Genomic DNA, 20645 nt, shown 5'->3' with positions numbered 1-20645 from the left:
CTGTGACACTACGACGTCAAGAGGTCGGTCGACCGGCCCATTCGCGGATCTTGTCGATGCGCGCCCGCAGGTCGTCGACCGACGCGCTCGCTGCCGTAGGTCCCCCGCACTCCTCGCGCAGCCGGTTGTGCACGACACCGTGGGGCTGACCCGTGCGGTGGTGCCACGCGCCGACGAGTCCGTTGAGCTCGCGCCGCAGCAGCGCACGCATCTGGTGCGTGCTCGGCTCGTCGGGCCGCGTCGCCGGCCCAGGAGCGCCGGTCGCCCCCGCCTGGGAGTCGGCGGGCTCCCCCCGCTCGGCTGCGGCTGCGACACCCCGTTGGGTGCGCCGGGTCCGCGCGTGGCGGAGCAGCTCTCGCACCTGGTCGGGCTCGAGCAGGCCGGGGATCCCGAGGAAGTCCATCTCCTCCTCCGACCCGGTCGCGACCTCGCCTTCGTGTCCGAACTCGCCACCGTCGTAGAGCACGCGGTCGAACGAGGCCTCGCTGCCGAGAGCCTTGAACTCGAACGGCTCGAGATCGGCGGTGGACTGGGTCGCCTGGGCGGCCGCGATCAGCTCGTCGTCGAGAGCCAACGGATCGTCGTCGTCACCGCCGGCGCGACCGAGCACGTGGTCGCGCTGCACCTCGAGGTCGGAGGCGAGCCCGAGGACACGGGGGACGCTCGGGACGAACACGGTCGCCGTCTCGCCCCGCTTGCGGGCACGGACGAAGCGACCGACCGCCTGGGCGAAGAACAGCGGGGTGGACGTCCTGGTCGCATAGACGCCGACCGACAGCCGTGGCACGTCGACGCCTTCGCTGACCATCCGGACCGCGACCATCCACCGCTCGTCGGACTCGGCGAACGCGCTGATCCGCGCGCTGGCCTCCTTCTCGTCCGAGAGCACGAGAGCGGGTCCGTCACCGGTCACCTCGCGGAGGATCTTGGCGTAGGCCCGTGCGGTGTTCTGGTCGCTCGCGATCACGAGCCCGCCTGCGTCGGGCACGTGGCGCCGGACCTCGGACAGCCGGGTGTCTGCCGCGCCGAGCACCGACGGGATCCATGAGCCGGCCGGGTCGAGCGCCGTACGGAGCGCCTGCGCGGTGAGGTCCTTCGTCATCGGCTCGCCCATCCGCGCCGCGACCTCGTCGCCGGCGCGGGTACGCCACCGAAGGTCACCGGAGTACGCCATGAACAGGACAGGGCGGACCACGCCGTCGGCGAGCGCCTCCGCATAGCCGTACGAGTAGTCGGCCACGCTCCGGCCGATGCCGTCGTCGCCGGGAGCGTAGGTGACGAACGGGATGGGGTTGGTGTCGGACCGGAAGGGGGTGCCGGTCAGCGCCAACCGGCGGGTCGCGGGCTCGAACGCCTCTCGGACCGCATCACCCCACGAGAGGGCATCGCCGGCGTGGTGCACCTCGTCGAGGATCACCAACGTGCGGAAGCGCTCGGTGCGCAGCCGGTACGCGGTGGGGTTGGTGGCCACCCCGGCATAGGTGAGGGCGAAGCCCTTGAAGTCGGAGGCCATCGCGCCACCGCGTCCGCTGAACGACGGGTCGAGCGGGATGCCCGCGCGTGCACCGGCCTCCGCCCACTGCGTCTTGAGGTGGTCGGTCGGCGCGACGACCACGATGCGTTCGACGATGCGGCGCTCGAGGAGCTGGGCGGCGACCGTCAGCGCGAAGGTCGTCTTGCCGGCTCCCGGGGTCGCGACCGCCAGGAAGTCACGCGGGTTGCGTTCGGCGTAGCGGGAGAGAGCGTCGGCCTGCCACGCGCGCAGCTTGGGAGCGGTGCCCCAGGCTGCGCGGTCGGGATAGGCCGGTGAGAGATGCGCGGCCCCGGACATCAGCGGCGATACACCCGCCAGAGCTTGCGCATGCGTTCGATCTGACCGGGCGTGAAGTGGTGCATGCACCGGTCGTAGGAGTAGTCCATGAAGTTGTGGATCGGATCCTCCCCCGGAGACGGACAGGTGTCGCGTCCCCGTGGGCACTCGAAGCTCGGGATCCGCTCGCGAGGGGTGTCGTGCACGCGGTCGTTCTTTTTGCCGCAGCCGCCCTGGAAGGTGTGGTAGAGCCCGAGCCAGTGCCCGGTCTCGTGCACGGCGGTGTCGCCCTTGTTGTAGCCGCGGAAGCGTCCGCCCGGCATCGAGTCACGGTGGATCACGACACCGTCGGTCGCGAGCTTGCTCTTGGGGCGCTGCGGGAACGTCGCGTAGCCGAGGACCTGCAGGTCGCCCCGCTCGGTCGGCGCCGCGATGTAGAGGTTGAGATCGCGCTTCTTGCCGCGGTGCAGCGCCTTGCGCATCGCCCGGGACTCACGCGAGCCGAGCCCGGCGGTGTACCACGCGCGGTTGACCGTGTAGTCGGTCTTCTTGAGCACGAACCGGAAGCGGGTGCTGCGCGCGTCGCGCCACTGCTTGCCCGCGAAGGCGCGGTTCATCACCTTGATCTGGCGCCGCACCTTGGCGCGGCTGACGGTCTTGCTCGTGGAGGACGGCTTGATGACGTGGGCGTACACACGGATCTTGATCCGCCGGGGGCCATCGCCCTGCGCGCTGCGCCGGTCGCTCGCGGCGCCCACCGCGCCGACGCGACGGGCGAGGTCGCGCTCGTACGCCTCGACCGTCGCGTGCGAGGGCTCGGGCGCCCGCACGACACCGTCGAGACCGTTGAGCGTCCGTGCGCCGAGCGTCTCGTCGGGAGTGCAGTCGGTCGCGGCAGCCGCAGGCCGTGCCGAGGCGGGCGCTGCGGAGGCCGGCAGGACCGCCGAGGCACCCGTCAGCGCCGCGATGCTCGCGACGAGGGCGGTGCCGATGAGCACCGCCCCCAGGGCATACGAGCGCGGCCGCCGCCGCGGCCGATCACTCATCGTCACCGGAGCCGCCTGCCTTCAGGGACTCCCAGATCTCCTTGCACTCCGGGCACACGGGGAAGCGCTGCGGGTCACGGCTCGGCACCCACACCTTGCCGCACAGGGCGACGACGGGCGTGCCCTCGATCATCGCCTCGGTGAGCTTGCCCTTGGGCACGTAGTGCGAGTAGCGCTCGTGATCGCCGTCGTCGAGGCGCGGCTGCGTGCGCACGTCCGACGACGTCTGGGATCCGGGACTGAAGGTGGTCGACACCCCTTCAGTCTATGCCAGAAAGAACCGTCCCCCTAGCCGGTCAGTTGAGCTGGGGATCGTCCGGATAGGTCGAGAGCATTGCGAGATCGCTGCGTTGACGGCGGAGCACCTGACGCCACAACGCCTCGGGATTGGACGAGAGAAGGTCCTCGTCGAACGCGTCCACCACCACCCACGAACCCTCGGCGATCTCCTCCTCCACCTGCCCCGGGCTCCACCCCGCGTACCCGGCGAAGACCCGCATCCCACGCAGCCCCGGCTCGACGCCGTGGGCCGGCAGGTCGAGGTCGATCAGTCCTACGCGGTCGTACATCTCGCGCCAGCCGGTCGGCGGCCGGTCACCCGACCGCAGGACGCCGAGCGCGAGGGCCGAGTCGGGCGAGACGGGACCACCGGAGAAGAGGGCGGTCGGGCTGGACACGAGTGTCGACCACTCCGGCAGGACCTCGGCGACCGTGGCGTCCAGCGGCTGGTTGAGGATCACGCCGAGCGCTCCCCCGGCGTCGTGGTCGAGCACCGCGACGACCGCGCGGAAGAACGGCCCGCCCACGAGCAGCGGAGTGGCCACGAGAAGACGGCCTCGGCACGACCGGTGACGCGGCGAGATGCCGGCGGGTTCCTGGTCGGTCATCGCCCCTCCTCGCTCGGCGCCTCATCGGCTTTCAGCGTACGCCGTGGCGCCCTCTCGCGCGGGTACCCAGGCCGTAGGATGACCGGACCGCGAACCCGACACGAAGGACGAGATGGCCGACACCGCCAACGAGGACGAGCTCACCGTCGACGAGCTCGCGGCACGCGTCGGGATGACCGTGCGCAACGTCCGCGCGTACGCCAGTCGTGGACTGCTCGCACCGCCGCGGCTGGAGGGACGCACCGGCTACTACACGCGCTCCCACGTCAAGCAGCTCCAGCTCGTCCGCAGCCTCCTCGACCGCGGTTACACGCTGCAGGCCGTCGAGAAGGCGCTGCAGGACAAGACCTCCACGACGGCCGACTACGCACTCGACCTGATCACGGTGCTCGACTCGCCGCTGGCCCGCGAGCCCGAGAGCGAGCTCATGTCACGCGACCGGCTCTCGGCGATGGCAGGCATCGACCGCGACACCGACCTCGCCCAGAAGCTCGTGGACCGCGGCCTGGCCACCATCGTCGACGACGACACTCTCGAGGTGAACCGTCCCGAGGTGGTGCGGGCCGGAGCCGCCGCCATCTCGCTCGGCCTGGCCCCGGAGACGGTGCTCGAGCTGCTCCCGGCGCTGTCGGGGCCGTTGCGCACGGTCGCCGACGACCTCGTGGGCCGCGTGCGTCGCGACATCTGGCAGCCGTTCGTCGGCGCCGGCATGCCCGACGACCAGTGGCAGGAGGTCGTGACCTCCATCGCCAACCTGCTGCCGGTCGCCGCGCAGGCGGTCGTCGCGGTGTTCCGCGACGAGCTGGCGCACGCGATCGACGACGCCCTGGGCGAGGAGCTCGCGGCGCTCGGCGACCAGCGACCCGCTCCCGAGGCCTGACGCCGGCGTCTCCACAGACGGCTCCCCCGGAGGCGGAGAACGGCCCCACCCGACGCTGGAGGGAGGGACCCGCCGGGTGGGGCCGAAACCCTGGTGCCGATCGTAGGGGAGCGCGCGCGCCGAACCGAGGCCGCCTGCTGTGACCTTCCTCGCGTCAGCGGGACCGGACCGTCACGCCACCGGCGCCAGCCGGCACGAGCTCGACGAAGACCTTGCCCCGCTCGAGCGTGACCGGCTTGCCCCCGGCAGTCAGCTGGATCGGCGCCGCAGCGCTCTTCTTGCTCCAGCGGGCGTTCAGCATCGTGCCGCCGTTGAGGACGACAGCCCGGCCGCCCCCCTTGAGCACCGTCTCGGGGACGGGATACCCGGCCGGGTCGCGGTAGCCCGCGTCGACCTGTCGGGTGAAGAGCACGAGGACGGTGTCCGGCTTGAAGTCCTTGCCCTTCTGGGCGTGGCCGTTGACCCGGCGGTACGCGCCGCCGGAACCGAGCTGCCACCGCGTCGCGGAGCTGCGGGAGAAGCGGACGTCGAACGACGTCGCCTTCGTCGAGCCGGGCGTCGGGCTCGCGCCGAACGGCAGGTACGGCGGCGGCACGGCGGCCTTCGCGGACCGGTGCTGGTCGGCGTAGGCGGCAAGGTTCAGCAGCCGGTCGTACGGGGCCTTCTTGCCCCGGTCGATGGCGAGCGTGAGGTTGCCGGTGTCCTCGCTGTAGAGCTTCACACCAGCGGCCTTGATCTTGCGGATGGTCACCTTCGCGCCGCCCGAGGCGATCAGCTGCCCACCGGTCGGCTTGACGAGGGCGATGTCGGTGGTCCGGGTCGAGCGGACGTGCCCGACCTTGGTCGGCGTCTGCGAGTAGAAGAACGCCGCCAGCCTCGTCAGACCACCCTCGACCAGCTCCTCGACGACGAGATCAGCCTGCGACAACCCGTACTGCGGGGCTCCGGCGGCGGTGTTCTCGACCTTCACCAGGAAGGCGGGGTGATCGGGCAGACCCTTGGCCGCCGCCTCGCCGGTGAACGGGTTGGCGCGGTTCAGGGTCGCCGCCTTGCGCGCGGCGTCGGCGCTGGTCGGCGTCGGCTTCTCCGGGGTCTTCGGCTCGTCACCACCCGAGCACGCCGCCGCGAGGACGAGTGCGGTCGCGACGAGGGTGGCGCGCAACGCGGTACGGGGCTTCTGGCTCACGTGCATGCTCCCATGGTGGAGCAGGGCCGGTACCTCAGGAGGCACCGGCCCTGCTCTTCGTGGTGGTGTCGCTGTCAGCGCAGACGCATGGTGCCTGCGGACCAGCCGCGGGTCCAGATCCGCTCGACCTTCACGCGGCTGCCGGAGTACGGCGCGTGGAGGATGCGACCCTTCCCCCAGTAGATGCCCACGTGGTACTTGCGGGACCCACCGAAGAAGACGAGGTCGCCCTTGCGGATGTTGCGCTTCTTGATCTTGCGGACGTGCCGGTACTGCGAGTTCGCGGTCCGCGGCAGCTTCATGCCTGCCTTGCGGAACGAGTAGGAGGTGAGGCCGGAGCAGTCGAACGCGCGGGGGCCGGACGCGCCGTAGCGGTACGGGTCACCCTTCTGGCGCGCGGCGACGCGGGAGGCCTTGACGATGCGACCGGCGCGACGCTTCTTGGCGACGACGCGCTTGGCCTTCTTGGTGGCCTTCGCGGCGGCGAGCTTCTGGGCGGTCGCGGTCTTCGCGGCGGCCGTGCTCGTGGACGTGGAGGCGGGGGCTGCGCTGGCCTCGTTGGCGGTCGTGACGACCATCGCGAAGGCAGCGGAGAGAGCGATCGGCAGAGCCATGAGGCGCTGCGTCCGGGGGGTCGCGAGCATGATGAGCGTGGTCCCTTCCACGCCTGCGAAGTGAGCTGTCGGATTAGGGCCGAAGGATGGCCCCGCCCTGTCTTAGGGCTTCACCCCGAGCACGCATGACCCGAAGGACTTCGTGCAGAGTTGGTTCCTCCGCTCCTGCCCGTCGGTGACGGTCGATGATGGGGGCGTGTGCAGGCGGGCAGGATTGGGCGTTTCCCACACACGATGTTCAGTTGTCCGGCAGGACCCGGTCGCGTCCCGGTCATGCCCGTTATGGGGGGTTGTGGGGCCTGTTGTCAGGCCGCGGGCCACCATAGACACGTCGATGGACCCGCTCAAAACACCAGACGTCACCACGGACGAGGTTTGGACGCTCGTCCAGGTCACCTGCCCTGCCGTCGCAGTGATCGAAGAGAGGCTATGTGACCCTTGTCATATTTTGACCGGTCTTGTCCCAGGACCATAACAAAGCTCTGCGCGGATGCAAGGGTCCACCGCACCCGCGGGCGCGCCGGCGACGGTCAGCCGGCGAGCGACCGGACGGCTCGCACCGCGGTGACGACGGCCCCGGCGGCACCCTCGAAGTCCGCCGGCGACGCGGCCGTGAACCGCACCGCCGTACGCGCCACCTCGGGATCGATCCCGAGCGCCAAGAGGACCTCCGAGGGCTCGTCGGAGCCCGCGGCGCACGCCGAGCCGCTGGAGCACGCGATGCCGTGATCCTGCTCCAGCCCCAGGAGCACCGCCTCCCCCGACGTGCCCGGGAAGCAGAACGACGCGTGACCGGGAAGCCGACGGCGCGGATGGCCGGTGAGGAAGGCGCCCGGGGCAGCGGAGAGCACGTCGTGCACGAACGCGTCGCGGGCCGCGGCCAGGGCCTCGACCGGACCTCGCGGACGCGGTCCCCCGGGCGTGGACCCCACCGCCGACGTGATCGCCGCAGCGAGACCGACGGCGGCGGCGACGTTCTCGGTGCCCGACCGAAGTCCACGCTCCTGGCCGCCCCCGTGGATCAGCGGCTCCAAGGGCACGCCTCGGCGGACCCACAGGGCCCCGCTCCCCTTCGGCGCACCCACCTTGTGGCCGCTGAGCGAGAGGGCGTCGACGCCGAGCTGCGTGGGATCCACGACGACGGACCCGACGGCCTGGACGGCATCGGTGTGCACGAGCGCCCCCCGTGCGCGTGCCAGGGCGGCGACCTCGGCGACCGGCTGGACCGTCCCGACCTCGTTGTTCGCGAGCATGACCGACACCAACGTGGTCTCGGCGCCGATCAGTCGTTCCGCCTGCGTCAGGTCGACGACGCCGTCACCGTCGACGTCGAGCAGGTCTCTCCGGAACCCGTGCAGTCTGACCAGGTGGTCGCACGCCTCCAGCACGGCAGGGTGCTCGATCCGGGTGGTCACGAGGTGGCGCCCACGCGGGTTCGCCAGTGCCAGTCCCTTCACCGCGAGGTTGTCGGCCTCCGTCCCACCGGAGGTGAGCACGATCTCCGCCGGCCGGGCACCAAGCGCGGCGGCGACGTCCGCGCGTGCGCGCTCCAGCGCCCGGGACGCGACGTCTCCGAGACCGTGGCGGCTCGACGGGTTGCCGAACTCGCCGGTGAGGAAGGGCCACATCGCCTCCAGCACCTCGCGGCGAACCGGCGTGGTCGCGGCCGTGTCGAGGTAGCGCACCCTAGACCGCCACCTCGACGTCGAGCCCCAGGTCGAGCGCGGCGACGCTGTGCGTGAGGGCCCCCACCGAGATCAGGTCGACCCCGGTCAGCGCGATCTCACCGACCCGAGGGAGCGTGATGCCGCCGCTGGCCTCCACCAGCGCCCGCCCGGCGACCTTCTCGACACCGGTACGGAGGTCCTCGAGCGTGAAGTTGTCGAGCATCACGGTGTCGACACCGGCCGCAAGGACGGCATCGAGCTGGTCCAGGCGGTCGACCTCGACCTCGAGGTGCACCGTGTGCGGGAGCGCCTCTCGCGCGGCTCGCAGCGCCGAGGTGATGCGCTCCGGGTCGTCGCCGAGGACAGCGAGGTGGTTGTCCTTGGCCATCACGGCGTCCGACAGCGAGAACCGGTGGTTGTGCCCGCCGCCGCACCGCACGGCGTACCGCTCGAACGCCCGAAGCCCCGGCGTCGTCTTGCGGGTGTCGACGATGCGCACACCCGTCCCGGCGACGGCCTCGACGTACGCGCGCGTCTGTGTGGCGATGCCGGACATCCGCTGGACGAAGTTCAGCGCGACGCGCTCGGCGCGAAGGACGCCCCGGGCGGGACCTACCACGGTCGCGACGACCGTCCCCGGCTCGAGCGCGTCACCGTCTGCCCGCTCGAGCCGGACCGAGATGGCGGGGTCGACGGTCGTGAAGGCCACGTCGACGACCCGCCCGCCGGAGAGCACTCCGGCCTCCCGGGCCACCATGCGCGCGGTGGCGACCGCCTCCGCCGGGACCAGCACCTCCCCCGTGAGGTCTCCCCACGGCGAGTCCTCCTGGAGTGCTGCCTGCACCCCGGACCTGATGAGCGTGTCGGTCAGCATGCGAGTGTTCCCTTCCGCACCCACGACAGGTGGCGGTCGAAGGCGGGGTCACGGTCGGGACGGTCGGACCGGAAGTGGGCGCCGCGCGACTCCTCCCGGGCCAGCGCCGCCGTCACCACCACCCGCGCAACCTCCAGCAGGTTGGCGTCCTCGTACGCCGCCGTGGTCCCGTCGACGGTCGGGGACCACCCGGCGATGGCGTCGGCCGCCGCCTGGAGGGTGTCGCCGTCGCGGACGAGTCCCGCGGCGGCCCACATCGTCGTCTGCAGCTCGTCCCGGTCCAGGGCGCCTGCGGTGTGCCCACCGGTCGTCACTCCGACGGGCTCGGCGGCGTACGGGGTGGGCTCACCGTCCCACGCGGCCGCTCCGGGCTCCTGGAGCGCGGACACGCAACGCCGTGCGGTCACCGCGCCCTCGAGGAGCGAGTTGGAGGCGAGACGGTTCGCGCCGTGCAGGCCCGTGCACGCGGCCTCGCCGACGGCGTACAACCCGGGGACGCTCGTGCGCCCGTCGAGGTCGGTCCGGATGCCGCCCATGAAGTAGTGCGCGGCGGGCGTGACGGGGATCGGTCCCTCGTCCCAGCGCAGCCCATGGGCGCGGCAGCGCGCGTCGAGGCCCGGGAAGCGTCGGGCGAGGAACTCCGCACCGAGGGCGGTGGCATCGAGCAGGACCGGCTCACCGCCCTGCTCGTGCATGACCCGAGCGATCTCACGGGCCACGACGTCGCGCGGTGCCAGCTCGGCGTCGCGGTGGACGTCACGCATGAACCGCCGCCCCGCCTGATCGCGGAGCACGGCTCCCTCCCCCCGGACGGCCTCCGAGATCAGTCCCCCGCCGGGCACGGCCAGGCGGGTCGGGTGGAACTGGTACATCTCCACGTCCGTCGCCACCGCTCCCGCACGCAGGGCGAGGGCCAGGCCGTCACCGGTGGAGCCGACGGGGTTGGTGGTGTGCGCGTAGAGCTGTCCGGCTCCCCCGGTCGCGAGGACCACGGCATCCGCCTCGAGCGTCCGGGGGCGCCCGCTCGGGGCGCCGACCCAGGTGAGGCCCACGACCGCGCCGTCGCGGAGGCTGAGGTCGGTGACCATGGCGTGGTCGTGCACGGCGAGCGCGCCCGTCTGCACCTTTGCGGACAGCGCACGGACGATCTCGGCCCCGGTCGCGTCGCCGTCGGCGTGCAGGATCCGCGGCGCCGAGTGTGCCGCCTCCAGGCCGAGCGCGAGTCGCCCGTCCTGCCGGTCGAACCGGGTGCCCCACCGGATGAGCGCCGCGACCGCGTCGGGTCCCTCACCGCACACCACCTCGGCCGACGCACGGTCGACCAGTCCGGCACCTGCGGTCACCGTGTCCGCGACGTGCGCCGCGACGGAGTCCTCGACGCCCGCTCGCGCCGTAGCGTCGAGGACGACCGCGATCCCGCCCTGCGCGTACCGGGTCGTCGCCTCGCCCAGCGCTCCCTTGGTGAGAAGGACGACGTCGTGGTGAACGCTCGCCTCGACGGCGGTCGTCATCCCCGCGATCCCGCTGCCGACCACGACCACCCGGAGGCGTCGGGGCCGAGCACGGCTCGTCATGCTGCCCGCTCCGGCGGGCGGGCGGCCAGCATGCGCTCGAGCGCGACGCGGGCACCGTCGGCGACCTGCGGGTCGACCTGGATCTGGTTCTCGACCCGTCCTTCGAGGAGCCCGTCGAGCACCCAGGCGAGGTAGCCGGGGTGGATCCGGTACATCGTGGAGCAGGGGCACACGACCGGGTCGAGGCAGAAGATCGTGTGCTCGGGGTGCTCGACGGCGAGCCGCTGGACGAGGTTGATCTCCGTCCCGATCGCGAACGTCGTCCCAGCCGGCGCAGACTCCACCGCCTTGCGGATGTAGTCGGTGGAACCTGCCTCGTCGGCGGCGTCAACGACCGGCATGGGGCACTCCGGGTGCACGACCACGCGGACGTCCGGGTGCGCTGCGCGCGCACTCTCGATCTGAGCGACGGTGAACCGCTTGTGCACCGAGCAGAAGCCGTGCCACAGCAGAACCTTCGCGTCCCGCAGCGTCTGCTCGTCGTTGCCGCCGAGCGGCTTGTGCGGGTTCCACATGGGCATGGCGTCGAGGCTCACGCCCATCGCCTTCGCCGTGTTGCGACCGAGGTGCTGGTCGGGGAAGAAGAGCACACGCTGCGCTCGCTCGAACGCCCACCGCAGCACGGTCTCGGCGTTGGACGACGTGCACACGATGCCGCCGCGGTCGCCGCAGAAGCCCTTGAGGGCCGCCGAGGAGTTCATGTAGGTCACCGGGATCACGGGGAGCCTGCCGTCGGCGTCAGGCTCGGTCCCGTAGACCGCCTCGAGCTCGGCCCACGCCTGCTCGACGGAGTCGATGTCGGCCATGTCGGCCATCGAGCACCCGGCCGCGAGGTTCGGGAGGATCACGGCCTGCTGCGGACCGGAGAGGATGTCGGCGGTCTCGGCCATGAAGTGGACCCCGCAGAACACGATCGCCTCGGCGTCGGGGCGGGTCAGCGCGGCGTTCGCGAGCTGGAAGGAGTCGCCCACGAAGTCGGCGTGCCGGACGACCTCGTCACGCTGGTAGAAGTGGCCGAGGACGACCAGCCGGTCGCCGAGGGCGTCCTTGGCGGCGCGGATGCGGGCGTCGAGCTCGTCGGCGGACATCTGCGTGTAGGCCGCCGGGAGGACGCCCTGGCGGGGCGCCGCCGCGGGGATCACGTCGCCCACGGAGGCGCCAGGCCCGTACGAGGGTGGTGCGAGATCCACGGTCCACGGGCCGTCGGCCAGGCTCGGGTCGCAGGTGGCGCCGGGTGCGCTTCGGACGACGGTGTCGACAGAGGACATGGTGAGGGCCTTCCTGGAAGGAGCCGGCACCGGCCGGCGAGAGGTGTCGTACGACGGGACTGTGGTGGTCACGGCCGGGTCAGGGGTCCGTTGTCCGCGAGGTCGCTCGCCTCGCGATGTCGATAGAGCCTCGGGGGTCGGTGGCGGCCGCCGACGAGGTAGTCCCCCGTCGGCTCGACGGCGCCGCTCGCCTCGACCTGGCGGCGGAAGTTGGCGGGGTCGAGGGTGCGCTGGAGCACCACCTCGTACACGTGGCGCAGCTCGGCCAGCGTGAACGTCTCACCGAGGAATGCCTGGGCGATCCGCGAGTACTCCATCTTGGTCCGCAGCCGCCAGAGCGCGTACTCGACGATCGTCGAGTGGTCGAAGGCGAGCTCGGGGGGCTCGTCGGCGGGTCGCCACGAGACGTTGTCGTCCTCGATGCCGCGCTCCGCCTCCTCGGGACGCACGAGCGCCCAGTAGACGACGGAGATGACCCGGGGACCGGGCACCGGCTGCGGAGCGCGCGCGACGTGGCCGAACGTGTAGAGCTGCTCGAGGTACTTCGGGCTGAGCGCCGTCGTCTCGACCAGCGTCCGGCGCGCGGTGTCGGACAGGTCCTCGTCCTCGTGGACCGGACCGCCGGGGAGCGCCCAGCTGCCCTTGTACGGATCTTTGACGCGGCGCACGAGAGGCATCCACAACGAGGTGCGGTCGGTCCGGTCATCGTGCCGCAGCGCGAAGATCACCGTGGAGACCGCGATCTCGATCCCGGACATCCGGTCCCCCTCGCTGTCGAGTCACCAGTAAAGGTCTGGGTGACCTGAACACATAATAGTCATCATCACCTTTACTGGCTACCCCGGCATGCGTGACCGCGCCGGAACGGCTCAGGCGACCGCGCCGGAACGGCTCAGGCGACCGCGCCGGAACGGCGACGCTTGTCCTCGTACATCCGCGCGTCCGCCACCGCGTACAGGGCCTCGGAGGAGAGCCCTTCGCTGCACGTCGCGAGGCCCATGCTCAGGCCGATGCCGGGCTGTTCGACCCATGGCTTCAGCGAGACGACCCGCGCGGCGAGCTGGAGACGGTCCATGACCAGCTGGGCCTCGACGGGATCGGGAGAGGAGAGCACGATGGCAAACTCGTCACCACCCAGCCGGGCCGCCCGGTCCTCGCTCCGGGTGTTGGTACGGATCAGCTCGCCCACCGTCTTGAGCGCGTCGTCACCGACGGCGTGGCCGTAGGTGTCGTTGAGCTGTTTGAGCCGGTCGATGTCGACGAGAACCACACAGACCTCTGTGCTCGACACCGCCGCGTCGGCGATCCACTCGTCGAAGGCACGACGGTTGCCCAGACCGGTGAGCGCGTCCTCGCGCGCTGCCTGCACAGCGGCGTCGTGCGCCCGCGAGCGTTCGTACCCGGCGATCGCCGCACGCATCATCTCGAGGTCGCTGCGGTGCTGCTGGCGCCACGCCCACGACACGCTCCGTCCATAACCGAGACCCGCCCCCGCGGACGGATAGCCCATCGCGTCGGCGACCCGCAACGTCGCCCACCGGACGTAGCGCTGAACGTTCAGGTCGTCGATCCCGTCGAGCCGGATCAGCGCCCTGCGCGCCTCGCGCTGGGCCTGGGCGATCTCCCCTACCTCGACATAGGCCACCGCCAGGAGTGCCGTCGCCTCCATCTCGAAGCCCACGTGGGCCTCGCTGAGGTTGCTCCGGCACACGTGGAGCTCACCGATCCACCGAGCGGGGTCCGTGGGCCAGCCGGCTGCCGCGCGCAGATACCGGGCCAGGGGGAAGACCGAGCCCCCGACGTGCTCGGAGTCGGCGAGCGTCAGCGAGCGCTCGGCCCAACGCACGACCTCCACGCGACGCCGCTCGACCTCGGACTCGAGGTCGGGCTCCATCAGCATGTCGAGCTCCTTGGCCCAGTGGTAGTTCACCGAGGCAAGGTTGCGCGCGTCGATCGCGCGGGAGCCCGCGAGGTCGAGCAGGCGGTCCTCGATGGCCATCGCCGCCTCGTAGTGCGGCACCGCGAGCTCGAACAGACCGAACCTCTCGTAGGCCTGGCCGAGGTGGGTGTGAGCCCACCCGCGCAGGTCGTCCCGGCGCGAGTCGCGCAGCTCGTACTCGGCACGTACGAGATCCTTCACCGCGTCGGCGGGGCGGTCGTCCTGGAGCACCGCGATCGCACGCGTGGCACAACCGATCGCCACCCAGCCGGGCTCGTCGAGCGCCAGACCGACAGCCTGGCAGGCGGCAGCCGCCCGCGAGGCCTGCCCGCAGGCCCCGGACTCGACGGCAGCGATCACGAGCACGTACTCCGCCGCTGCGCGCAGCTCCGACGGATCGTGCCCGAGGTCACGGAGCAGGGTCTTCATCGCGGCGACGGCGGAGTCGTTGTCTCCGGCCCTGATCGCCCCCAGCGCGGTGGTGAGGCGTGCCGCATGCGACGACGTGATCGATGAGGTCATCGCGCTCCTTCCCCGAGTACACGCCATTATGGCCGCTATCGTCCGATTCGATGCCTGCTTTCAGTGAACTGCATCGCGGGTTCACGGCCGGGTCGGACGGCACGACGTGGCCGACTACCCTGGGCCGCATGAGCGCAACCCTCGTGACGCGCCGTCTCGCGCTCGCGCTGGCCGCGGTCTTCGTCCTTCCGGCGTGCGGCGAGTCGGCACCCCGGCCCGCGGCCGAGGCCTCAGCGACGACGACCACGCCCGCCACGAGTGCACCCTCCGAGCCCAGCCCGTCGGCGCCCAGCCCGTCGGCACCCCGCCCGCCCGCCGTGACCGGACTCACCCTGCCTCAGGTCGTCGGGCAGGTTTTCATGACCGGCACGTCCCCGTCGGATGCGGAGAGCGCCACCCTCGACTCGATCCGCGACCACCACGTGGGCAACGTCATGCTGCGCGGCCGTAGCGACGACGGGGTCGCGACGACCGCCCGCGTGGTACGCACGCTGCGCGACGAAGTCGGGTCAGACAGCACGGGCTCGGTGCCCCTCCTCGTCGCGACCGACCAGGAGGGCGACCAGGTCCAGGTGCTGCGCGGTCGGGGGTTCACCGACCTGCCGAGTGCGGTCTCGCAGGGCGGATGGTCTGCAGCGACCCTGCGGAGCCGGGCGACGACCTGGGGGCGCGAGCTGCGGGCAGCCGGCGTGGACCTCAACCTCGCCCCCGTCCTCGACACGGTGCCGAGCGCTGCGTTCGCCCCCAAGAACGCTCCGATCGGCGCGTTCGACCGGCAGTACGGATTCACGCCGCAGGCCGTCTCCAGCAAGGGCCTCGCGTTCCTCGGCGGGATGGAGGACGCGGGCGTGATCGGCACCGTGAAGCACTTCCCCGGCCTCGGCCGGGTGACCGCCAACACCGACACCAGCGACGACGTGCACGACTCGCAGACGACGGCGACCGACCCGTACCTGCGGCCGTTCGAGGACGCGATCGCCGCTGGAGCGCGTGTCGTGATGATGGCGACCGCGACGTTCGACCGCATCGACCCGCACGAGCCGGCAGCGTTCTCCCGACCCATCGTGACCGGGCTGCTCCGTGAGCGGATGGGGTTCGACGGCGTGGTGGTGTCCGACGACCTCTCCGCGGCGCAGCAGGTCAAGGACCGCACGCCTGCCGAGCGCGCCGTCGACTTCCTCCGCGCCGGTGGCGACCTCGTGCTCGCGATCGATCCGGCGCAGATGCCCGAGATGACTGCGGCAGTGCTCGCGCGGGCCCGCCAGGACCCGGCCTTCCGGGCCCGGGTCGAGGAGGCGGCCGCGAGGGTGGTCGCGCTCAAGCGCGACCACGCCGCCCGCTGAGGCCGCCCTCAGGTGCTCAGCGGTCGCGCCGCCGCCCGAAGACGTTCGTCCGGGCCAGGTCGACCACCTCGTCACCCCGACCGGAGAGCACGGTCCTGAGTGCGTAGAGCGTGAAGCCCTTCGCCTGCGAGGCGGTGACCGTCGGGGGGATGGCCAGCTCCTGACGGGCCACCATCACCTCCACGACGGCCGGTCCGGGCGCTTCGAACGCCTCGGAGATCGCGTGCGGCAGCCGGTTCGGCTGGTCGACCCGCTCGCCGTGCATGCCCATCGCCCGCGCGATCGCGGCAAAGCTCGGGTTGGTGAGACCGGTGCCGAAGTTCACGATGCCGGCCGCCTTCATCTCCAGCTCCACGAAGGCCAGGGACGCGTTGTTGAGGACCACGATCTTCACCGGGAGCTCCTGCTGGACGAGCGTGATCAGGTCGCCCAGGAGCATCGACAGCCCTCCGTCACCGCAGAGGGCGACCACCTGCCGGCCCGGGTACGCCGCCTGGGCGCCGATCGCGTGCCCCAGGGCGTTCGCCATGGTCCCGTGGGTGAACGACCCGACGATCGACCGCTGCCCGTTCATCTCCAGGTAGCGCGCCGCCCAGATCACCGGCGTGCCTACGTCGCAGGTGAAGACCGCGTCGGCGCTGGCCATCTCGGAGACCGTCCGCGCGACGTACTGCGGGTGCAACGGCCCGTCACCCCCCGGGCCGGCGAGCTCGTCGAGTTCCTTGCGGCTCCGGGCATAGTGCGCGAGCATCTTCATCAGGTGGCCGTCGTCGCTGCGCGGGTCGAGCAGCGGGGTCAGCACGCGCAGGGTCTCACCGACGTCGCCGACCAGCCCGAGATCGATCGGCGTCCGCTTCCCGAGCTGTGCACCGCGCACGTCGACCTGGATCACCGCCGCGTGCTCGGGGAAGAACTGCGGGTAGGGGAAGTCGGTGCCGAGCATGAGCAGCACGTCGCACGCCTCCATCGCGCGGTACCCGGAGGAGAAGCCCAGCAGCCCGGTCATCCCGACGTCGTACGGGTTGTCGTGCTCGACGTACTCCTTGCCGCGCATCGTGTGCACGATCGGAGCCTTGAGCACCTCCGCGACACCGACCAGCTCGCCGTGAGCCCCGGCGCACCCCGCGCCGGCGAGGATCGTCACCCGCTCGGCGGCGTCGAGCAGGGCGACAGCGCGCAGCAGGTCGGTATGGGCCGGGACGACGACAGCGCGGCTCGCCTGGATCGTCGACGGAGGACGGCGCCCTGAGGCCTCGGCCAGCATCACGTCGCTCGGCACCACGACGACCGCAACGCCTCGCTCGGCCACGGCTGTACGGAACGCGATCTCGAGGATCCGTGGCAGCTGCTCGGGCGTCCCTGCCATCTCGCAGTAGACGGAGCACTCCTGGAAAAGCTGCTGAGGATGGGTCTCCTGGAAGTAGCCGCTGCCGATCTCCGAGCTCGGGATGTGGGAGGCGATGGCGACGACAGGCACCCGGCTGCGCTGGGCGTCGTACAGACCGTTGATGAGGTGGAGGTTGCCGGGCCCGCAGCTCGCGGCCACGACGGCGACCTCGTCGGTCAGGTGCGCCTCCGCAGCGGCAGCCAGCGCGGCCACCTCCTCGTGCCGGACGTGCACCCACTCGAGCGTTCCGTCCTTGCGCAGCGCGTCGGTGAAGGCGTTGAGCGAGTCGCCGGGCAGGCCGTACACCCGCTTGACACCTGCGGCCTTGACCGTCTCGATCATCACCTCTGCTGTGCTCGGCATCGTCACTCCCCGGTTCGGCGGCCGTGCTCCGACTCTGGCCATCGTCACATCGCCCGGGTGGACCGGCAGGAATGATCGACCCTGCCGGTGTCGTTGAGCTTGCTCGTGGACACCACCGCGATCGTCGAGCGTCTCGAGCGCCTGGAGGAGCTGCTGGCCGCGCTGCGCCGTGACCATGCGGCGATCGTGGCGGCCTCGGAGTCCTCCAACGCCGACGACGAGCACGACCCCGAGGGCTCGACGATCGCGTGGGAACGCGAGCAGATGTCCGCGCTGATTGCTCGTCACGAGGCCGAGCGTGAGCAGCTCACCGCCGCACTCGGTCGTGCCGCCGCCGGAACCTACGGGGTGTGCGAGCGCTGCGGGCGACCGATCCCGGCCGAACGGCTCGCCGTACGACCGGCCGCACGCACGTGCGTCGGGTGCGCCTGACTCAGCCGGCGCGGTGGGCGGCGACGCGGCTGCCCAGGAACGCCGTGTAGGCGACCAGCCCGACGGTGGCGAGCTTGCGGGTGCGGCGCGAGAGCAGTCCGAGCCCGAGCGCCACCTCGGTGGCTCCGTTGCGCTTGATCCACTCGCCGGTGTTCTCCGGGAACGCCGCCTCGTTGATCGACGCGAAGGTCTGCGGGGTGACGAAGTGGGCGGCGCCGGTGGCGGCGATCAGCGTTCCGGCGAGCGGGGCGAGCTTGGACATGCTTCTCCTCGAGTAGGGGTCGACGTGACCGTACCGACGACCCGTACGGGTGACAAGGGCACGCCTCGGCCAGTGGCTTGACCTCCAGTGAACTTGAGGTGTGACGATCTCGCTCATGCCTGCCTCCGTCCGCTCGAACACTCCCTCGAGCCTGTGGGATCCCCCCTGCCTGCCGTTCGTCGTCGGAGCGCTCGCGCTCGTCACTCTCGGCGCGTTCGAGAACCGCGCGACGGTCGCGATCCTGCCCACCGTGGCCGGCCACCTCGACGGGATGGCGCTCTTCGGCGCGGCTGCCGCTGCACCGCTCATCTCGTCGGTCGTCGCGACGGTCGCTGCGGGCCTCTGGTGCGATCGGCGCGGGCCGACTCCCGCGCTGGCGACCGGCCTGCTCGTCTTCACGTTCTCCCAGCTCGTGATGGGAGCCGCGCCGGGAATGACCGTGCTGCTCGTCGGACGTGTCGGCACGGGGGTGGCCGAGGCGCTCCTCGACGTCGCCCTCACCGTACTGGTCGCCCGCGTGCTCCCGAGGAGCCTTCGTCCGAAGATGTTCGCGGCCATGGCGACCGCGTGGATCGTCCCTTCGCTGATCGGGCCGTTGATCGCCGGGGTGCTCGCCGACCTGGTCGGATGGCGGTCCGTCTTCCTGGTCGCGATCGCCCTCACGGTGCCGGCCGCACTCGCCCTGCGGCCGTCCTTGCGGACACTTCGAGGTGCGGACGCCGCGGAGCCGTCGACGGCACCCCCGGACACGCGTCAGATCCTGGTCTCGGCTGCCGTGGTGTCCGCCGGTCTGGCTGCCCTGACGCTGGGCGGCCCGGGCCTCGAACACAGCGCACACAGCGGGTCGACGGCGATCGTCGGAGGTGTCGCCGTGGGCGCGGGACTCGCGCTGATCCTGATCGGCGCACGGCGCGTGCTCCCTCGTGGCACCGCCCGGTTCGCCGCCGGACTGCCCGCCGTGGTCGCGAGCCAGGGCCTTCGGGCGGCGTCCTTCGCCGGCGCCGGCGCCTTCATCCCGCTCATGCTGACCTCAGTCCACGGGCTGGGACCGGCAGCCGCGGCGAGCAGCCTCACGATCACGGGGCTGTCGTGGGCCCTGGGCTCCCAGGTGAACGGCACGTCCGCGGTCCAGCGTCGGACGACCGTGACCGGACGCGTGCGGGCATCGTTCGCGCTCATCTGCCTTGGCATCCTCGGTCCGGCCATGGTCGCGATCGACCGGCTCCCCGTCTGGGCAGGGCTCGCACTGTGGGCTGCTGCCGGCATCGGCATGGGTGTCGGCTCCCCGACGCTCACGACCCATCTCCTCGCGCTCGCTCCGGAGGACGAGCAGGGCCGGCTCACGGCCGCGTCCATGCTCGCGGCGACGATCTCCCAGTCGATGCTGATCGCGGTCGCAGGGGCGGCGATCGCGATCGTGGGGACGCCCCTGCCCGGCGCGGTCCTGGCCGGGATCCTCGCCACTGCGGCCGCGCTCGCGCTGTGCGGCGCGGCGGCCGCCTCGCGGGTCGAGGCACGGCCGACCGCGTCGATCAGGTAGCCGACGTCTGCTGTGCCCGACGTCTGATGCGCCCGGGGTCAGATCTCGTCGTCGACCAGCGCGCCCTGCCACGAGCGGACGGCGACGACGATCCTCTCGACCGCGCTCGGGAGGTCCGCGACCGGCTCGAAGACCACACCTCCCCGAGGCTCGGGCGGCGTGACCTTGGCCCAGCCCGGACCGCCGATCAGGACGAGGACCGGCGACAGCGCCGACTCCTGGAGCGAGAGGAGGAGGCTGGGGTCGGGACGACGCATCGAGGCCCACACGAACGCGACCTTGGGCCGGGACCTGACCAGCTCGTCCACCATCGCCGGGAGAGGAACCCGTCCCCCGAGCGATCGGCTCGCCGTCCCCGCCTCGGCGAGCGCGGCCTCGAGGGCGGCGACCGGCAGCGAGTGCTGCTCCTCCTCAGCGCAGGCGAGAAGGACTTCTCCATCGGCCGACCCGCGAGTGCGCTGCTCGGCCCGGGCAGTCGCACCGTGCAGGGTCGTCATGACGATCTCGGTCGTCAGGTGCTCGCCGGCGATCCCGAACGCCGGGTCCCGCCAGCGCTCGCCCACCGCCTGGAGCAGTGGGACGAGGACCTCGTCCCACGCGCGCGCGACCCCGCGCTGGGTCACCGCGCGCGACACGTGCCGACGGATCGCCGCGGTGTCACCGCGGGCGGCCGCCGCCAGGAGGACCGACACGAGCTCGCCGCTGATCTGCTCCTGCGCCCGACCGAGGCCCATCGGGGACACGTGCGGGTCGGCGCGTACGGCCGCGACCGCGAGCTGGGGGGACATGCCGTCCGCGACCAGCCGCGCCACGACGGCCAGCCGGCCGACGTCCTCCTCGGAGTAGCGACGGTGCCCACCCGCGCTGCGGCCTGAGGGAGCAAGTCCGTAGCGGCGCTCCCACGTGCGCAGGGTCGCCGCCGGCACGCCGAGGCGTACGGCGACATCGCGCACGCTCATGCCTTCAGAGGGTGCCATCCGGTGCCTCTCTAGTCGGGCGGCGTCTGCGACAGAGTATAAACCTGCTCACGATTCGTCAGGCTTGAACTGGT

19 protein-coding genes and 1 riboswitch are annotated in these 20645 nt (G+C 71.7%); of the genes, 4 read left to right on the top strand and 15 right to left on the bottom strand.

The features are described 5' to 3' along the window. Positions 1 to 16: 16 nt before the first annotated feature. Genes KV102_RS14305 through KV102_RS14290 form a run of 4 tightly spaced genes read right to left on the bottom strand, consistent with a single transcriptional unit; the run spans position 17 to position 3743 of the window. Positions 17 to 1831 carry a DEAD/DEAH box helicase gene (locus KV102_RS14305; protein ID WP_220340902.1) on the bottom strand — a complete coding sequence of 605 codons (1815 nt, stop codon included), beginning with the start codon at positions 1829 to 1831 and terminating at the stop codon, positions 17 to 19. Beyond that, a complete protein-coding gene (locus KV102_RS14300) occupies positions 1831 to 2856 on the bottom strand; it encodes a zinc metalloprotease (protein WP_255561130.1) in 1026 nt (341 codons plus the stop codon). Before KV102_RS14300 ends, KV102_RS14305 begins: the two co-directional genes overlap by 1 nt. Beyond that, positions 2849 to 3112 carry a DUF3039 domain-containing protein gene (locus tag KV102_RS14295; protein ID WP_220340900.1) on the bottom strand — a complete coding sequence of 88 codons (264 nt, stop codon included), beginning with the start codon at positions 3110 to 3112 and terminating at the stop codon, positions 2849 to 2851. The genes KV102_RS14300 and KV102_RS14295 overlap by 8 nt, the downstream gene beginning before the upstream one ends. A 40-nt stretch (positions 3113 to 3152) precedes the next feature. Continuing rightward, positions 3153 to 3743, bottom strand: a complete 591-nt coding sequence (locus tag KV102_RS14290) for a YqgE/AlgH family protein (protein WP_220340899.1) — start codon at positions 3741 to 3743, stop codon at positions 3153 to 3155. A gap of 112 nt (positions 3744 to 3855) precedes the next feature. On the opposite strand from KV102_RS14290, the gene KV102_RS14285 reads away from it, so the two are divergent. Next, positions 3856 to 4623, top strand: coding sequence for a MerR family transcriptional regulator (locus tag KV102_RS14285; protein WP_220340898.1), 768 nt, complete (start codon positions 3856 to 3858; stop codon positions 4621 to 4623). Positions 4624 to 4777: 154 nt separating this feature from the next. On the opposite strand, the gene KV102_RS14280 is transcribed toward KV102_RS14285, so the two are convergent. The 8 genes from KV102_RS14280 to KV102_RS14245 form a co-directional block, all read right to left on the bottom strand. After that, the gene (locus tag KV102_RS14280) at positions 4778 to 5815 is read right to left on the bottom strand and encodes a DUF3048 domain-containing protein (protein ID WP_220346687.1); all 1038 of its coding nucleotides are present in this window, start codon (positions 5813 to 5815) and stop codon (positions 4778 to 4780) included. Positions 5816 to 5883: 68 nt separating this feature from the next. After that, on the bottom strand, positions 5884 to 6474 hold the full coding sequence (locus tag KV102_RS14275) for a C40 family peptidase (RefSeq protein WP_220340896.1): 591 nt from the start codon (positions 6472 to 6474) through the stop codon (positions 5884 to 5886). Beyond that, a riboswitch (cyclic di-AMP (ydaO/yuaA leader) is annotated at positions 6459 to 6614 on the bottom strand. It overlaps the preceding gene by 16 nt. 339 nt (positions 6615 to 6953) lie before the next feature. Beyond that, positions 6954 to 8108: a cysteine desulfurase family protein gene (locus KV102_RS14270; RefSeq protein WP_220346686.1), complete on the bottom strand. Its 1155-nt coding sequence runs from the start codon at positions 8106 to 8108 to the stop codon at positions 6954 to 6956. 1 nt (position 8109) lies between these two features. Further along, complete coding sequence (gene nadC, locus KV102_RS14265; protein ID WP_220340894.1) at positions 8110 to 8964, bottom strand: carboxylating nicotinate-nucleotide diphosphorylase; 855 nt, start codon at positions 8962 to 8964, stop codon at positions 8110 to 8112. Next, positions 8958 to 10538 (bottom strand): L-aspartate oxidase, encoded by a 1581-nt coding sequence (gene nadB / locus KV102_RS14260; RefSeq protein ID WP_220346685.1) that lies wholly within the window; start codon positions 10536 to 10538, stop codon positions 8958 to 8960. The genes nadC and nadB overlap by 7 nt, the downstream gene beginning before the upstream one ends. Beyond that, positions 10535 to 11806 (bottom strand): quinolinate synthase NadA, encoded by a 1272-nt coding sequence (gene nadA, locus KV102_RS14255; RefSeq protein WP_220346684.1) that lies wholly within the window; start codon positions 11804 to 11806, stop codon positions 10535 to 10537. The genes nadB and nadA overlap by 4 nt, the downstream gene beginning before the upstream one ends. Positions 11807 to 11874: 68 nt before the next feature. Further along, entirely contained in the window at positions 11875 to 12564 is a 690-nt protein-coding gene (locus KV102_RS14250; RefSeq protein WP_220340891.1) for an NUDIX domain-containing protein, read from the bottom strand. A gap of 134 nt (positions 12565 to 12698) precedes the next feature. After that, positions 12699 to 14267, bottom strand: a complete 1569-nt coding sequence (locus KV102_RS14245) for a diguanylate cyclase (protein ID WP_220346683.1) — start codon at positions 14265 to 14267, stop codon at positions 12699 to 12701. A 128-nt stretch (positions 14268 to 14395) separates the two neighbouring features. On the opposite strand from KV102_RS14245, the gene KV102_RS14240 reads away from it, so the two are divergent. After that, entirely contained in the window at positions 14396 to 15610 is a 1215-nt protein-coding gene (locus tag KV102_RS14240; protein WP_220346682.1) for a glycoside hydrolase family 3 N-terminal domain-containing protein, read from the top strand. 16 nt (positions 15611 to 15626) lie between these two features. Here the strand turns inward: KV102_RS14240 and poxB are convergent, their stop codons facing one another. Beyond that, positions 15627 to 17360: a ubiquinone-dependent pyruvate dehydrogenase gene (gene poxB, locus KV102_RS14235; protein ID WP_220340888.1), complete on the bottom strand. Its 1734-nt coding sequence runs from the start codon at positions 17358 to 17360 to the stop codon at positions 15627 to 15629. Between the two features lie 105 nt (positions 17361 to 17465). On the opposite strand from poxB, the gene KV102_RS14230 reads away from it, so the two are divergent. Continuing rightward, positions 17466 to 17792, top strand: a complete 327-nt coding sequence (locus KV102_RS14230) for a TraR/DksA C4-type zinc finger protein (RefSeq protein WP_301022589.1) — start codon at positions 17466 to 17468, stop codon at positions 17790 to 17792. Position 17793: 1 nt separating this feature from the next. Here the strand turns inward: KV102_RS14230 and KV102_RS14225 are convergent, their stop codons facing one another. Then, positions 17794 to 18054 carry a hypothetical protein gene (locus tag KV102_RS14225; RefSeq protein WP_220340887.1) on the bottom strand — a complete coding sequence of 87 codons (261 nt, stop codon included), beginning with the start codon at positions 18052 to 18054 and terminating at the stop codon, positions 17794 to 17796. Between the two features lie 115 nt (positions 18055 to 18169). Between KV102_RS14225 and KV102_RS14220 the strand changes: the two genes are divergently transcribed. Beyond that, a complete protein-coding gene (locus tag KV102_RS14220) occupies positions 18170 to 19594 on the top strand; it encodes an MFS transporter (protein ID WP_220346681.1) in 1425 nt (474 codons plus the stop codon). 38 nt (positions 19595 to 19632) lie between these two features. Here the strand turns inward: KV102_RS14220 and KV102_RS14215 are convergent, their stop codons facing one another. Further along, positions 19633 to 20553 carry a MerR family transcriptional regulator gene (locus tag KV102_RS14215; protein WP_220340885.1) on the bottom strand — a complete coding sequence of 307 codons (921 nt, stop codon included), beginning with the start codon at positions 20551 to 20553 and terminating at the stop codon, positions 19633 to 19635. Positions 20554 to 20645 lie beyond the last annotated feature (92 nt).

The sequence above is a fragment of the Mumia sp. zg.B53 genome (genome assembly GCF_019550935.1).
GTDB lineage: Bacteria > Actinomycetota > Actinomycetes > Propionibacteriales > Nocardioidaceae > Mumia.
Note: the sequence above shows the minus strand (reverse complement) of the source record. Positions and strands in the feature narration are given on the sequence as shown.

Bases quoted from the DNA above. Each gene is read 5' to 3' on its own strand.
- poxB (WP_220340888.1), bottom strand. From the start codon at position 17,360: ATGCCGAGCACAGCAGAGGTGATGATCGAGACGGTCAAGGCCGCAGGT.
- KV102_RS14240 (WP_220346682.1), top strand. From the start codon at position 14,396: ATGAGCGCAACCCTCGTGACGCGCCGTCTCGCGCTCGCGCTGGCCGCG.
- KV102_RS14225 (WP_220340887.1), bottom strand. From the start codon at position 18,054: ATGTCCAAGCTCGCCCCGCTCGCCGGAACGCTGATCGCCGCCACCGGC.
- nadC (WP_220340894.1), bottom strand. From the start codon at position 8,964: ATGCTGACCGACACGCTCATCAGGTCCGGGGTGCAGGCAGCACTCCAG.
- KV102_RS14245 (WP_220346683.1), bottom strand. From the start codon at position 14,267: ATGACCTCATCGATCACGTCGTCGCATGCGGCACGCCTCACCACCGCG.
- nadB (WP_220346685.1), bottom strand. From the start codon at position 10,538: ATGACGAGCCGTGCTCGGCCCCGACGCCTCCGGGTGGTCGTGGTCGGC.
- KV102_RS14215 (WP_220340885.1), bottom strand. From the start codon at position 20,553: ATGAGCGTGCGCGATGTCGCCGTACGCCTCGGCGTGCCGGCGGCGACC.
- KV102_RS14280 (WP_220346687.1), bottom strand. From the start codon at position 5,815: ATGCACGTGAGCCAGAAGCCCCGTACCGCGTTGCGCGCCACCCTCGTC.
- KV102_RS14285 (WP_220340898.1), top strand. From the start codon at position 3,856: ATGGCCGACACCGCCAACGAGGACGAGCTCACCGTCGACGAGCTCGCG.
- KV102_RS14305 (WP_220340902.1), bottom strand. From the start codon at position 1,831: ATGTCCGGGGCCGCGCATCTCTCACCGGCCTATCCCGACCGCGCAGCC.
- KV102_RS14220 (WP_220346681.1), top strand. From the start codon at position 18,170: ATGCCTGCCTCCGTCCGCTCGAACACTCCCTCGAGCCTGTGGGATCCC.
- nadA (WP_220346684.1), bottom strand. From the start codon at position 11,806: ATGTCCTCTGTCGACACCGTCGTCCGAAGCGCACCCGGCGCCACCTGC.
- KV102_RS14250 (WP_220340891.1), bottom strand. From the start codon at position 12,564: ATGTCCGGGATCGAGATCGCGGTCTCCACGGTGATCTTCGCGCTGCGG.
- KV102_RS14290 (WP_220340899.1), bottom strand. From the start codon at position 3,743: ATGACCGACCAGGAACCCGCCGGCATCTCGCCGCGTCACCGGTCGTGC.
- KV102_RS14300 (WP_255561130.1), bottom strand. From the start codon at position 2,856: ATGAGTGATCGGCCGCGGCGGCGGCCGCGCTCGTATGCCCTGGGGGCG.